This window comes from Bartonella sp. AP21QHHD (assembly GCF_042196205.1).
GTDB lineage: Bacteria > Pseudomonadota > Alphaproteobacteria > Rhizobiales > Rhizobiaceae > Bartonella.
The window spans coordinates 11,778-25,510 of sequence record NZ_JBHIPT010000122.1 but is presented as its reverse complement, the minus strand read 5'-3'; the positions used below and the strand labels follow the sequence as shown (position 1 = coordinate 25,510).

General features: G+C 37.2%; 12 protein-coding genes. 7 read left to right on the top strand and 5 right to left on the bottom strand.

All coding sequences use genetic code 11. The features are described from left to right. Positions 1 to 31 precede the first annotated feature (31 nt). The 7 genes from ACFIMC_RS09570 (at position 32) to ACFIMC_RS09540 (ending at position 8,843) form a co-directional block, all read left to right on the top strand. Positions 32 to 826 (top strand): thymidylate synthase, encoded by a 795-nt coding sequence (locus ACFIMC_RS09570; RefSeq protein ID WP_273722957.1) that lies wholly within the window; start codon positions 32 to 34, stop codon positions 824 to 826. Then, positions 823 to 1,332 carry a dihydrofolate reductase gene (locus ACFIMC_RS09565; RefSeq protein WP_375613381.1) on the top strand — a complete coding sequence of 170 codons (510 nt, stop codon included), beginning with the start codon at positions 823 to 825 and terminating at the stop codon, positions 1,330 to 1,332. The genes ACFIMC_RS09570 and ACFIMC_RS09565 overlap by 4 nt, the downstream gene beginning before the upstream one ends. Positions 1,333 to 1,451: 119 nt before the next feature. Beyond that, positions 1,452 to 2,579 carry an FtsH protease activity modulator HflK gene (hflK, locus tag ACFIMC_RS09560; protein WP_375613382.1) on the top strand — a complete coding sequence of 376 codons (1,128 nt, stop codon included), beginning with the start codon at positions 1,452 to 1,454 and terminating at the stop codon, positions 2,577 to 2,579. 2 nt (positions 2,580 to 2,581) lie between these two features. Beyond that, positions 2,582 to 3,520, top strand: coding sequence for a protease modulator HflC (gene hflC / locus ACFIMC_RS09555; RefSeq protein ID WP_375606990.1), 939 nt, complete (start codon positions 2,582 to 2,584; stop codon positions 3,518 to 3,520). Positions 3,521 to 3,671: 151 nt separating this feature from the next. Continuing rightward, positions 3,672 to 5,195 (top strand): Do family serine endopeptidase, encoded by a 1,524-nt coding sequence (locus ACFIMC_RS09550; protein ID WP_375628863.1) that lies wholly within the window; start codon positions 3,672 to 3,674, stop codon positions 5,193 to 5,195. A gap of 705 nt (positions 5,196 to 5,900) precedes the next feature. Further along, positions 5,901 to 6,773: a tRNA (adenosine(37)-N6)-dimethylallyltransferase MiaA gene (gene miaA / locus ACFIMC_RS09545; protein ID WP_375671896.1), complete on the top strand. Its 873-nt coding sequence runs from the start codon at positions 5,901 to 5,903 to the stop codon at positions 6,771 to 6,773. Positions 6,774 to 7,043: 270 nt separating this feature from the next. Continuing rightward, on the top strand, positions 7,044 to 8,843 hold the full coding sequence (locus tag ACFIMC_RS09540; RefSeq protein WP_375671897.1) for an acetolactate synthase 3 large subunit: 1,800 nt from the start codon (positions 7,044 to 7,046) through the stop codon (positions 8,841 to 8,843). Positions 8,844 to 9,502: 659 nt separating this feature from the next. On the opposite strand, the gene ACFIMC_RS09535 is transcribed toward ACFIMC_RS09540, so the two are convergent. The 5 genes from ACFIMC_RS09535 to ACFIMC_RS09515 form a co-directional block, all read right to left on the bottom strand. After that, positions 9,503 to 9,916, bottom strand: coding sequence for a TauD/TfdA family dioxygenase (locus tag ACFIMC_RS09535; RefSeq protein WP_375671898.1), 414 nt, complete (start codon positions 9,914 to 9,916; stop codon positions 9,503 to 9,505). Positions 9,917 to 10,038: 122 nt separating this feature from the next. Further along, positions 10,039 to 10,335, bottom strand: a complete 297-nt coding sequence (locus ACFIMC_RS09530; RefSeq protein ID WP_375613387.1) for a hypothetical protein — start codon at positions 10,333 to 10,335, stop codon at positions 10,039 to 10,041. A gap of 544 nt (positions 10,336 to 10,879) precedes the next feature. Beyond that, positions 10,880 to 11,209 carry a hypothetical protein gene (locus ACFIMC_RS09525; protein ID WP_375628869.1) on the bottom strand — a complete coding sequence of 110 codons (330 nt, stop codon included), beginning with the start codon at positions 11,207 to 11,209 and terminating at the stop codon, positions 10,880 to 10,882. 89 nt (positions 11,210 to 11,298) lie between these two features. Continuing rightward, the gene (locus tag ACFIMC_RS09520; RefSeq protein ID WP_375671899.1) at positions 11,299 to 11,745 is read right to left on the bottom strand and encodes an MFS transporter; all 447 of its coding nucleotides are present in this window, start codon (positions 11,743 to 11,745) and stop codon (positions 11,299 to 11,301) included. A gap of 231 nt (positions 11,746 to 11,976) precedes the next feature. Continuing rightward, positions 11,977 to 12,903, bottom strand: a complete 927-nt coding sequence (locus ACFIMC_RS09515; RefSeq protein ID WP_375671900.1) for a D-2-hydroxyacid dehydrogenase family protein — start codon at positions 12,901 to 12,903, stop codon at positions 11,977 to 11,979. Positions 12,904 to 13,733: the final 830 nt, after the last annotated feature.

The following is a 13,733-nucleotide window of genomic DNA, read 5'->3' as shown; positions in this document are numbered from 1 at the left end:
TATAATAAGAAGAATCGGACATAATACCCTCATGAAATCATATCTTGCTCTTTTATCTCATGTTTTAAATCAGGGTATTGATCGGACAGATCGAACGGGTGTTGGAACGCGATCTATCTTTGGGTATCAGATGCGTTTTGATTTACAAGCAGGATTTCCGTTGTTGACAACAAAGAAACTACACTTACGTTCAATTATTTATGAACTTTTGTGGTTTCTTAAAGGCGATACAAATATCGCTTGGTTGAAAGAGCATGGTGTGTCAATTTGGGACGAGTGGGCTGATGAAAAGGGAAATCTTGGTCCTGTTTATGGTTATCAGTGGCGTTCTTGGCCCGCTCCTGATGGACGCCATATTGATCAAATTAACAATCTTTTAACGATGATTAAGGAAACGCCAGATTCTCGTCGCTTGATTGTATCAGCTTGGAATCCTGCATTAATAGAGGAAATGGCGTTGCCTCCGTGTCATTGTCTTTTTCAATTTTACATTGCGGAGGGGAAATTATCTTGTCAACTTTATCAGCGTTCGGCGGATATTTTCTTAGGTGTTCCATTCAATATTGCATCCTACGCATTGCTAACGATGATGATTGCGCAAGTAAGCGGTCTTAAAGTAGGCGATTTTATTCATACTCTGGGAGATGCTCATCTTTATTCTAATCATTTTGAACAGGCAAAATATCAATTGTCTCGTATACCAAATGCTTTGCCATGTATGCGCATAAACCCAGCGGTAACAGATCTTTTTTCTTTTCAATTTGAGGATTTTGAGTTGCTTAATTATGAAGCACAACCCCATATTAAAGCGCCGGTAGCAATATGACGATTTCCATTTGTTTAATTGCTGCTGTTGCAGAAAATGGTGTTATCGGTCGTGAAGGTGTAATGCCGTGGCATTTATCGACGGATTTGCAACGCTTTAAAGCTTTGACGTTGCGTAAGCCCATTATTATGGGAAGAAAAACTTGGGATTCTATTGGGAGACCTTTACCAGGGCGTACAAATATCGTCATTACGCGTGATTGTACCTTTTGTGCTGAAGGGGCTGATGTTGCTCACTCTTTATCGCAAGCTTGTTCTCTTGCAACAAATGTTGCTTCTCAAAATGATGTAGAGGAAATTTTTATTATTGGTGGGGGTGAAATTTTTCAACAAGGGTTGCATATGGCTGATAAAATATTCCTTACAGAAGTTTTAGCTTCTATAGAAGGTGATAGTTTTTTTCCTGTTTTTGATAAAGAAAAGTGGACTATTGTGCAAACACAAGATATTCCAAAAGGGGATAAAGATAGTCATCCGACACGTTTTGTTGTTTATGAGCGGAAATAATTTTTTGTAATATGAAGTGAAAGGGTTTATCAGTTATATTGTAATGAGGTAAGAGACACCCTATAAGATCAAGCAAATGGTTGGTGTTCGAGTAGTGGTAAGCAGTTAAAGAGGTGATAATGCCCTGGACAAATCAAAATGGTGGTGGCCCGTGGAGTGGCGATAAAAACAGTGGTGACAAAAAGACACCAGCTAAGAATCTCTTTGGTTCTGGTGGCGAAAATGGTCCTAATCTTAATGAAATTTTGCGCAAAGGGCAGGATCAGTTTAAACAATTCGGGAGAAGCAGTTTTTCTGTTTTATTCCTTCTGCTTATTGTGTTTTTTTGGCTATACCAGTCAATTTATATTGTTCAGCAAAATGAACAAGCGGTAGAGTTGCGCTTTGGCATCCCTAAAGAAGGCATTATTGGTGATGGGTTGCATTTTCATTTTTGGCCAATTGAGACCTATATGAAAGTACCTTTAACGGAAAAAACAATCGCGATTGGTGGGAAGCCCGGTCAGGCGCAACAAAGTGATGGTTTAATGCTTTCGAGTGATCAAAATATCGTTAATGTTAATTTTTCCGTTTATTATCGGATTTCATACCCTAGTCAGTTTTTATTCAATGTGAATGATCAAGAGGGAACTGTCCGCCAAGTTGCTGAGAGTGCAATGCGTGAGGTCATTGGTTCGCGGCCGGTTGATGATGTTTTACGTGACAAGAAAGAAGAAGTTGCTAATGACGTTAGAAAGATTATCCAGTTGACTGTGGATAAATATCAACTTGGTGTCGAAATAAGCCGTGTTTCTATCAGTGAAGCTGCTCCTCCGACAAAGGTTGCTGCTGCGTTTAATTCTGTTCAGCAGGCGGAGCAGGAACGTGGAAGAATGATTGAAGAGGGAAATCGTGTGCGTTTTACGAAAATTGGTTTAGCAAATGGTGAAGCTTCACGCACACGGGAAATCGCAAAAGGTGAAAAGGCACAAATGGTTGAAGAGGCAACAGGGCGTGCTGAACGTTTTCAGGCGATAGCTCGAGAGGCTGCGATTTCACCAGAAGCTGCTCGCTACCGTCTCTATATGGAGACGATGGGGCGGATTCTTTCTTCACCAAATAAGCTGGTTCTTGATCAGGCAAATTCTCCAGCGGTGCCTTATTTACCTTTGAATGAATTGTTGCGTAGCAAGTCATCGGAAAAAGTAAAGGCAACAGCAGCGCGTCCTGCGTTACTCTTAGATTCTCGTATTTCTGGAGGAGATTAATTATGCAGCAATCTCGCTTTTTGTTTGTTTTTAGTGCTATAGTGTTTGTTTTGATGATTTTGTGGATGTCCGTATTTATCGTCTATCCTCGTCAACAAGTAGCAATTAAGCGTTTTGGACAAATTGTTCAGGTAGAATCTAATCCTGGAATCTATTTCAAGGCGCCCTTTATCGATAAGATGATCATTGTTGATAATCGGTTATTGCGTTACGATGTTCCTACACAATCTGTACAGGTTCGTGGTGGTGCGTATTATGAGGTGGATGCGTTCTTTATTTACCGTATTACAGATCCTAAGTTGTTTTTACAGCGCATTGCTTCTGGGCGTCCACAAATTGCGGCACGTGAAAACCTTGCACCACGGTTTATTGACGCTTTGCGTGCTGTTTATGGTAAGCGAGAATTTAAAGCAGCCTTATCGGATGAACGAGGCGCGATGATGGCTGAAGTACAGAAGCAATTTTCTGTAGATGCAGGCTCGTTGGGTATTACCATTGTTGATGTGCGTATTCGTAAAACCGATTTGACTGATGCTGTTTCAGAAGATGTTTATCGGCAAATGGCAGCTGAACGTGAAGCTGCTGCGGAAAATATCCGGGCTCGTGGTCAGCAGGAGCGAGATCGTATTGTGGCAGAAGCTAATCGTGAATATGAAGAAATTGTAGCAGCTGCAAAGCGTGATGCTGAAATTACCCGTGGTGAAGGTCAAGCTGAAAGTATTCGTCTTTTATTGAATGCGAGGGAGGCTAATCCGTCTTTTTACGATTTTTGGTTGGCGATGGAACAATACAAGAATTTAGAGAAAACACCGATGGTGATTTCTCCAAATGAGGATTTCTTTTTCTATTTTCGTAATCCGCCGCAGGCAAATAAAGCATTCTTACCGACAATGAATACTGGCCTCAGTAAAACTGATCCAAAATCGGGAGAGAATAGATAAAATAATGGATTGCAGATACGAGATTTTGCATGAAAAGAATGATCTGTGACCATTTTCTTTTATGGTAAAAGTGGTAGAGAGTATCGAGCCGTGCTGGTTTTACGTAGATAAATTTAGTGGGGCTCTTTGCATCTTTGATTAAAGGCATGTCATGGATAGAAGTGTCGTGAGTAAAAATACGTTTTTAAAGTTTTTTATCACAAGAGTTGTTTTTTGTGTGACTTTGTTTCTATCAGGATCAGTGAGTTTGTCTTGGGGAGCCGAGACAAGCAAGGCATTGCTTTCTATTCCTGATTTAGCTTCTGAGCTTTTGGAAACAGTTGTGAATATTTCCACGGCGCAGACTGTTGAAGGAACAGAACAGGATGCAAACACCTCGGTACCCGTTATCCCAAAAGATTCATTGCTGGAGGAATATTTCAGTGATTTTTTTACACCCAAGGATGGTCAAAAAGATAGTCAATTTCAAAAGGTGCGTTCTTTAGGCTCTGGTTTTGTGATTGATGCGCAGAAAGGGATTATTGTTACAAACTATCATGTTATTGTAGATGCTGATGATATTGAAGTTAATTTTACGGATGGTACAAAACTAAAGGCAAAGCTTCTTGGAAAGGATAGCAAAACTGATTTGGCGTTGCTTCAAGTCGATGCAGGAAGTAAAAAATTAAAAGCTGTGCGTTTTGGTGACTCAGAAAAAGCACGTATTGGTGACTGGGTTATGGCTATTGGTAATCCTTATGGTTTTGGTGGAAGTGTGACGGTTGGTATTATTTCTGCACGTAACCGTGATCTTAATGCTGGTCCCTATGATAATTTTATTCAAACAGATGCAGCAATTAATCGGGGAAATTCTGGTGGGCCGTTATTTGATAGAAATGGTGAAGTCATTGGCATTAATACAGCAATTGTTTCACCTTCGGGAGGATCTATCGGTATTGGATTTGCTATTCCATCGGATATGGCTCTTTCTGTTATTAATCAATTGCGTGATTTTGGAGAAATAAGGCGTGGTTGGTTGGCTATTCGTATTCAGCCGGTAACAGAGGATATTGCAAAAAGTTTAAAATTGGACAATGCTGTGGGAGCATTGGTGGCTGGTAAAATAGAACAGACGGAAGAAAATAATGTAGATAATAGCCAGTTACAAACTGGAGATGTTATTCTTTCCTTTGGTAATTCCAAAATTAAGCATGCACGTGATTTGCCGCGTTTAGTTGCAGAAAGTTCAGAAGGAAAAGTGGTGGACGTTACTATTTTACGCAATGGGCAAGAAGCAACAGTAAAAGTTAAGCTTGGACGTTTGATTGAAACAGATCCAAATGAAGATACAGAAGAAGTTGATGATAAAAAAAATCAAGATTTGTCGAAAAACGTGACAATGCAATTTATGGGAATGACGTTATCTGAACTGACAGAGGATTTGCGTCATCGTTATTCAATTTCAGATAAACTTCGAGGACTAGTGGTGACATCTGTTGCACAAAATAGTGCAGCGGATAAAAAGCGTATTCGCGTTGGTGAAGTGATTGTTGATATCAATCAGAGTTCTATCACAACAATTGATGAGGCTAAAAAACGTATTCATAAATTACGTGAAGCTGGACGCAAAAATGCTCTATTTATTGTAGCGCGTCCAGATGGAGAGTTACGGTTCGTAACGCTCCTAATGGATTGATCCTTAAAAAATTATTTTTTGTTTTTTATCAGCCTTAGTGTGTGGGATATTTTGCAAGTCAGCCATGTGATGTCCAATATTTCTCAAGCTCATTTCACGATAGAGAGTATGGGGTGTGCAATATAAAATCCATTGGAAATTATTATATCTTTATGCTGAATATCAAAGTATAAATTGGTGTCATCATAGTATTTTTCAGTTCTCAATATTGTAACAGCCTAGACTTTGAAATGCTGCATAAGAGATATTGGTACACCTTTCTTAAGTCCATTTTTATCTCTGCTTGTGATGCGCAAGTAAATGGTATTGATATGATACTTTATGAGGCTCTTATTATAAACCGGCGTAGCATGCTATTTTTATAGGAAAAAATAAAGCTATTTGATTGTATAGATTAAACTTAGTATTATTTTCATAAATGATGACAAAGAGTATATTTTTAATGGCCTTAACGGACAGAATTATTATAGCTGTGGTTTGTTATTGAATTATGATAGCAAAAAATGCTTGGAAATTCCTTTGGTGTTGTTATTAAGTCCATTTTTTCTTTTTTATAAGTTTCATAAGGGGCTTTGTCTTAAGGGGAATTTGTGTTCGTATTTTTGTTTGAAGTATTTACTCTATGATAATGGAGAGAAAATACAGGAAGGCTTTGGGGGTGTCTGCATGTTGCAATAAGTTATTGATTGGGAGAAATTGCTATTCATGACACAGAGAACAGTTACATTAATAGCAGGGCCAACGGCAAGTGGGAAGTCAGAACTTGCCTTGCAAATGGCTCAAGAAAAAAATGCTCTCATTATTAATACTGATTCAATGCAGGTTTATGATGTTTTAAATATTTTAACGGCACGGCCGAGGGAGGCTGACACCGCGATTGTTCCCCATTATCTTTATGGTCATGTGAGTCCTACTTTGAACTATTCAGTAGGGCAATGGTTGTGTGATGTCGAGAAGCTATTGGCTACTTTTTCTTTAAGATCAGTTATTTTTGTTGGTGGAACAGGACTTTATTTTCGTGCTCTTTTAGAGGGGATTTCGGAAATCCCTCATGTTCCAGATGTTGTGCGGCAGAAGTGGCGTTTGCTGCTTGATAAAGAGGGACCTGAAAGTCTTTATCGCCAGTTGTTGCAGATTGATGCTGTTGTTGCTGAAAAAATTTCTTCGCACGATAGACAGCGTATTGTACGTGCTTTGGAAGTTTATGATGCAACCGGTAAGTCGCTCAGTTGGTGGCAGAAACAAAAAACAACACCTCTCATTGCGCCAAATTTGACCGAAAAAATTCTTCTCATGCCACCACGTCCTCTGCTTTATGAACGTATTCATAAACGCTTGGATTCTATGATTGAAAGAGGAGCTTTAGAAGAAGTGGTGGCTATGAAAAAACTTAAACTTTCCCCTTCATTACCAGCAATGAAGGCTATTGGTATACCTGAGTTTATGGCTTATTTGGATGGATATAGAAGCTTTGAGAGTGCTCTTGAAGCGGTGAAAATACAAACGAGGAGATATGCAAAAAGACAAATGACATGGTTTCGTAATCAATTTGATGAAGAATGGATGCTTACTTTTTGATAAAAGAGTTAGAGCTTTGCAAAGAAACTTATCGAAAGATAAAAGATAATTCGTGAAAAAGAAATTTTTTAGAAAATATAATTTTTTATTGACGAATGGTATCAATGGAATTAGAAATCTCTCTACAAGGAATTTTTTATATATTTTATACGTTGGAATAATGGGGGTAATCATACAGTATGTGTTGTGTAATGGGCTCCTTTGGGGGCTTTTTTTATGGGCTCCGTTAGGGGCTTTTTTATTGTCCTATAAAGTAGGTGAGTGGGAAAAATGAGAAATGATCCAAGAAAGCAAGAGAGTGCAGATGGAAAAATAATGTCGGGCGCTGAAATAGTGGTTCAAGCTCTTATAGATCAAGGCGTTGAACATATTTTTGGTTATCCTGGTGGGGCTGTTTTGCCTATTTTTGATGTTCTTTATCACCAAGATACACTCCAGCATATTTTGGTGCGCCATGAACAAGCCGCAGGGCATGCAGCTGAAGGCTATGCACGCAGCACAGGGAAGGTAGGGGTTATGCTTGTGACTTCTGGTCCAGGGGCAACGAATGCTGTTACACCTTTGCAAGATGCTCTTATGGATTCGATACCTCTTATTTGTTTTTCTGGGCAGGTGTCAACAACGGTGATTGGAACAAATGCTTTTCAAGAGGCTGATACAGTTGGAATTACAAAGCCTTGTACGAAGCGTAATTGGCTGGTTAAAAATGTCAATGATCTTGCGGCTATTATTCATGAAGCTTTTTTTCTTGCTCAATCAGGTCGTCCTGGGCCGGTTTTGATTGATATTCCTAAGGATGTTCAATTTGCTTCAGGATTTTATAGAGCACCTCAAGTTCAGGAGTCTTTACATTCTTTTCCATCGTTGAAAGGGAATACTAAGGCTAATGAATCTGCCGTTTCTCTTTTAGTTGAGGCAAAACGCCCTATTATTTATTCTGGTGGTGGTGTTATTTCATCGGGGATGAAAGCTATACAGCTTTTACGTAATTTGGTTCAATTGGGGGATTTTCCGATTACTTCAACATTAATGGGACTTGGTGCTTATCCTGCTTCCGGTAAAAATTGGCTTGGAATGCTTGGAATGCATGGAACCTATGAGGCTAATATGGCCATGCATGATTGTGATGTCATGTTAGCTGTTGGAGCACGATTTGATGATCGTATCACTGGGCGCCTTGATGCATTTGCACCTCATGCGCGTATTATTCATATTGATATTGACCCTTCTTCTATCAATAAAATTGTAAAAGCAGAAGTTCCAATTATTGGTGATGTGGCTTGTGTTTTAGGAGATATGACGCAACTCTTAAAGATACAGCAACCAGCGTTTAACAGTGAAGTCCGTGAGGCGTGGTGGACGCAAATTAACCGTTGGAAGGCTCGTAATTCATTGGCATATGCGGAGAAAAAAGATGTCATTATGCCGCAATATGCTCTTGAACGGCTGTATGCTTTTACCAAAGATGCGAATGCTTATATTACAACGGATGTCGGGCAGCATCAGATGTGGGCAGCGCAGTATTATCATTTTGATGAACCAAAACATTGGATGACTTCTGGTGGTCTTGGAACGATGGGGTATGGTTTACCTGCTGCTATAGGTGTTCAAATAGCGCATCCTGATGCGCTTGTTGTGTGTATTTCTGGTGATGCCTCCATTCAGATGAATATTCAAGAGCTTGCAACAGCTATTCAGCATGACACACCGGTGAAAATTTTCATTTTAAATAATCAGTATATGGGAATGGTCCGCCAGTGGCAGCAATTGCTGCATGGTAATCGTCTTTCTCATTCTTATACGGAATCTATGCCTGACTTTGTGAAATTGGCACAAGCTTATGGAGCCGTGGGAATTCATTGTTCAAAACCCGATGAACTTGATGATAAAATTCAGCAGATGATTGACTGTGATAAGCCTGTTCTTTTTGATTGTCGTGTTTATCATTTAGAAAACTGTTTTCCTATGATCCCATCGGGATGTGCTCATAATGAGATGTTATTACCCGATGAGGCAAGCGAAGAAGCTATTGCAAATGCTATTTCTTCCGAGGGAAAGATTCTTGTATAAAATGAATATGTTAACAAAATGATGAAGGATGGTGATGATGAAGTCTTTGGAGTCTTCATCTCTGTCTCTTCTTTGTGGAGAGTTTCTATTATCCTTAGAGCTCATTTTATGATTTTCATTCTTTGTTTAAAGACATGGGGTGTATTATTATTTGTTCATCTAAAAAATGTTATAAGTCGTGTGCACAATTATGTTTGAATTTATTTGTACGCGATGTTTGTTTTTTTAATTCATATGTTCACATTAATAGCTATTTCGTTGCATTTTTTAGATAATACATTGAATTATCTGTTATAAATTAATTATGTTGTCTCATATATGAATGATTTCATCGTGCAAGAAAAAAAGCCACACTGCTTGAAGGGTGCAACCATGCAAGCCATTATGCCTATGAAAACAATAGAAAAGTTTGTTACTATGTTTTGGTTTTGCATTATGAAATTACTCAAAATAGCTCTTTCAGGGGCTTGATAGGAAAATCCCCCTAGCGGTTTGAAAGGAAGGGAAAAAATAACAAAAATCAAATGCAGCCATAGAAAACCAATAGGTCACCATAGCTTATAATCAGGTATGATTATGCGGGAGAAACCTATACATATGAGATGTATCGTCAATATATAAACCAGAATAATACTCAACATCATATCATTATCAGGATATTAACATTGAAAATTAAATATTCTTTCTTTTATTTGTTCTATATATCTATGATTCCATAAATCTGCAGACACAAACACTCTTTGAATCCATCGCATTGGATTTTCATAACTATCAAATGATCCAAAAAATTTATCTCTAGAGTGTAGGGCCATTCTATTATCAATGTATAATAATCTTCCTGGTTGTACATCAATTCCAAAAGATATAGCCTTAATAGCTTCATAAAAATGATCTAAAGCTTCCTTGGCTTTTTTTGACTGTGGCTCTAACATGCCTAGATAAAAAACAGCGCTGATATCTGGGAATTCACCGTCCCCTTGAACGAGGGGCACTTTACTTGTAGAAGTTACCCCATTTTTTCTCCATCTATAGGGAACATTAATTATATATAAATTATCCCTGAAGCTCCTCAAATCCTCCTCACTTAAAAGTTTTAAAGCTAGACGTGCATCATCGTTAACGGACCATCAACACCATTGCGAACACCAGATAAAAGTATCCCCTTTAGGAGATAAATTTAAATCCGTTATAAATTTTAGTGCAGCATTTTCATATGAAAATCTAACTCAACTTCAGATCCTAATCCTGTATAATCTTTTTTATTATCCTCTAAAGGAACTAGGTTATTTACTATATGTTCGCCTTCAAACTTAATTGAATAAGGCTCTCCGATCAATAAAGAAAACATCATAATTAAATTTTCGCTAATATAGCCACTTTTACAAGACGCATCTAAATTGTAAGGATTAGGTGACATATTAATTTGTCTATCAACAGGAAGGTTTTCAAAGATTAAATATGGTCTAGGGGTAATAGACACCTTTTGGTTCATAAGAATTGTCAATATTCTATGTGGTAGCAGCGAAAATGCTATTTTTTTAACTCAACCGAATATTCAATACCACCGTATGGATCATAAATAACATGGTCTAAAGCCTCTCAAAGTTTGTCTCTTTCGACATTGCTCAACTAAAAAGTATTTTCCATTTATCATTATAATTTCCCCCAATTATATTTCCCTACTTTTTTATTAAAAAAGTGAAAAAACAATAATTAAAATCAGCCATGTTAGTAAATAAGTGTCTGTAAAATCTTGGATTAATCCAAATAATGGTGGAGTAGTAATAATTGCGATTTGATTTACAGATATTGCTAAACCCAGAGAAAACACAACGCTTTCTTTCGGCTTAAGAGTCTACAATATAAGCAGCCCAAGGGCCATACTATCCCATTCCTCCAAAAACTAACCAAGCAGATAAAATAGTTAAATAAATTATGGATCCACTTATGCCCAAAATTAATATTAAAAATCCAAAAACGACTGCAATCATGCAAAACAAGACAGGAAAAAATTGTCCTTTTTTACAATGATCACACTACGCTGCTAAAATAATTCTTCCTAAGGCACCAGAAGCCTGTGAAACAAAAAATAAATAAGCACTTTTATCTAGAGACAGGTGATAGATTCTATAAAAATAGATCGTTATAAAAATGGTTAAAACATATTGAACGATCACAAGTGAAACGCTTGGAAAAATAATATTCTTCATATGAGGCGCAGCCAACATTGCAAGACGAGATCTTACATTTGCATAGAACGAAATTCTTGCCTTGCTTTTTGGAACGATAGCGATAACTTTTGCTGGTGAGTGATAAAAAATAATAAATATACATCCCCCTAAAAAAGAAACTATGGCACCGACCAAAACGCACCTTGTATGCCATAGACAAGCACACTAGCAGGAAGAACTATTCCAGCTAATGCCCCCACAACCTAATGTTAACCCCGCCTGCCTTATTCCCATTGCAAATCCGCGCTGCGATTGTGGAAACCATGAAGAAACAGATTTAGCGCCGAAACAGATTTAGCGCCACCGGATTGAGCAGAACTATAAAATTCCCCTATAATTAGCAAACAAACCAAAAGGGAAATATAGTTATCTGCGATTGCTCCCAACAAAAGAGCGACAGAAACGCCGATCGCGCCAACTCCAATAATATAGCGCTCGTTAAACTTGTCTAGTAATTCACCAGCTACAAGTAAGCCAATAATAGGTAGGAACTGCGCTGCTGAAGACAGCAAACCTATCTGAGAGTTACTAAGCGAGAAATCTTTCTTAAAAAATTTAGCTAAAGGACCAATCCCTTGAACAAAGAAGCAAGCTGATGCTTGAGCGATAGTGGCAACAAGCAATATAATCCATCTATAATAATTCTTTTCTATAAATTTATTATTGCTCACTCAGCCCCCCTCCAATTAAATTGTATTCCAATAAAGTAGCCTTTTTTAATAATGCTTGCAACAATAAATTAGGTATTTTATGCTGATTACATAAAAATCTGTCCATACTATTGGTATTAATATGAAAACTAAGGAATATGCTTAATTTAAGGAAATAAGCTATTATGTGTCGTGCAAATTTGATACGCTAGCGATATAAGATAAATTTTACAAACATTGGCTCAGCCGGCATTAAGCGCTCTTTATAAAAGAAGCTATATTTTGGCAAGCTTTTTCAAAATAATTCTCAAAGCTTTCTTCAGTCACATAGCCCAGATGCGGTGTGCAAAGAACTCTATCTGATTGCAATAATTTGCTCTCATATACTGGCTCGCTGTCATAAACATCCAGTGCAAAGTAAGTTGAATTTTCCAAACTTAGTATTTTTTCTATCGCCCCTTTTTCAACCAAAGCTGAACGCGCTGTGTTAACAAAAATAGCATGTGGTTTCATGCTCAATAGATTATCTAATTTTATGATTTCTCTGGTTTTATCGCTTAAACGTAAATGGACAGATATAATGTCAGGACGTGTAAAAAATTCATCTTTTGAATGCGTAAAATGATAACCTAAATTTTTTGCTTCTTGCGTTGAACGCTCGCTCCCATAAACCAAAATGGACATGCCAAAAGCTTGAGCATATTGAGCAACCATTTTACCAATACGGCCAAACCCGAATATTCCAAGAGTAGCCCCTTTCATTTGGTTGCCAAATGTTGTTTGCCATCGTCCTTTTTTCATATCAGATACAGATTTACAGAGTTTTCTACGCGCAGACATAATTAAGAGCCACGCAAATTCAGCAGCAGAAGTTGGATCTCCACCACCGTCTAATATTTCAATTCCTAAGTCTCTACAAGCTTCTATATCAATATGTGAACCTATAGGGCCTGTTTGGCAGATTAATTTTAAATTTGGCAGTTTCAGGAGAAGATTTCTATCAACTATAGTCCGCTCTCTGATTAAGATAAGAATATCTATCTCTTTGAGCTTATCTTCTAAATCACATTCTTTAGCTAAATTATTTATAACCAGCACTTCATGCGATTTCATTAATTTTGTAATAGACTGTAATGTTAGGGTGGCTTTTTGATAGTCATCTGGAATTAATATTTTCAATTTAAACCTTCCGTTTCATTCATCAATATTTGAGCTCATTATTTCATTTCTAAAACAACCAAAAAGCAATCTCATCGCTGATATTTTGACATAACACCAAGCCTATTAACAAATTATACCCCTTGATTTATTGTTATTTCTAACAATAAGAATAGCATTAATCAGTTAGTTTTTATAAACTTTAAAACATTGCGACAAAAAGAAAAAGTTTAACTCAATAGATGGAGAATTGCGCTTTTCTCATATTCTAGAGGATGAACCTGAAGTGCTACGCTGGACTGAAGCCATGTCCCAGTTTTCTATAATAGACTACCAAGAAGGCCATACTTACGAACCATATTTTATTGTTGAAACAGAAAAAGCTACATATTTGTGCGAGATAAAGCGTGCTTCATATAAGTGTGATGTCTCTCTTTATTCGTTGAGATATCACTTATTTGTAGCATGAAGAGTAAATTTATTAAAATCATGATGAGAGGGAGATAGGAACTTTATAGGTGTATCATCATAGGATTAAGTCGTTTTGTTGAGAGCTATTTTTATTTCTGCTAAAAGGTTTTTGATATATTTAATTATTATTTCGTAATAGTGGATGTACTTTATTTTATGAGCAAGAAAGCTGATTGATTGTGTAAAATAGCGTTCAAAAATTACATTATTTTTATCCTGTTAAGGACATTTTTTCTAGTGAGGGTTTTGCAATTGCAATGCTCTTTTTCTCATTCTAAATTTTGGTTAGAAAAAGCGTATATAGGTGTTATTTTAAATTTAAGATATGCATCTTCCATTGTTGGTGTTACTGTTGTAAAAAATGATATTTTATTTGATAC

Coding starts and splice junctions, on each gene's coding strand:
- ACFIMC_RS09570 (WP_273722957.1), top strand. CDS start 32: ATGAAATCATATCTTGCTCTTTTATCTCATGTTTTAAATCAGGGTATT.
- ACFIMC_RS09565 (WP_375613381.1), top strand. CDS start 823: ATGACGATTTCCATTTGTTTAATTGCTGCTGTTGCAGAAAATGGTGTT.
- hflK (WP_375613382.1), top strand. CDS start 1,452: ATGCCCTGGACAAATCAAAATGGTGGTGGCCCGTGGAGTGGCGATAAA.
- hflC (WP_375606990.1), top strand. CDS start 2,582: ATGCAGCAATCTCGCTTTTTGTTTGTTTTTAGTGCTATAGTGTTTGTT.
- ACFIMC_RS09550 (WP_375628863.1), top strand. CDS start 3,672: ATGGATAGAAGTGTCGTGAGTAAAAATACGTTTTTAAAGTTTTTTATC.
- miaA (WP_375671896.1), top strand. CDS start 5,901: ATGACACAGAGAACAGTTACATTAATAGCAGGGCCAACGGCAAGTGGG.
- ACFIMC_RS09540 (WP_375671897.1), top strand. CDS start 7,044: ATGAGAAATGATCCAAGAAAGCAAGAGAGTGCAGATGGAAAAATAATG.
- ACFIMC_RS09530 (WP_375613387.1), bottom strand. CDS start 10,335: ATGAACCAAAAGGTGTCTATTACCCCTAGACCATATTTAATCTTTGAA.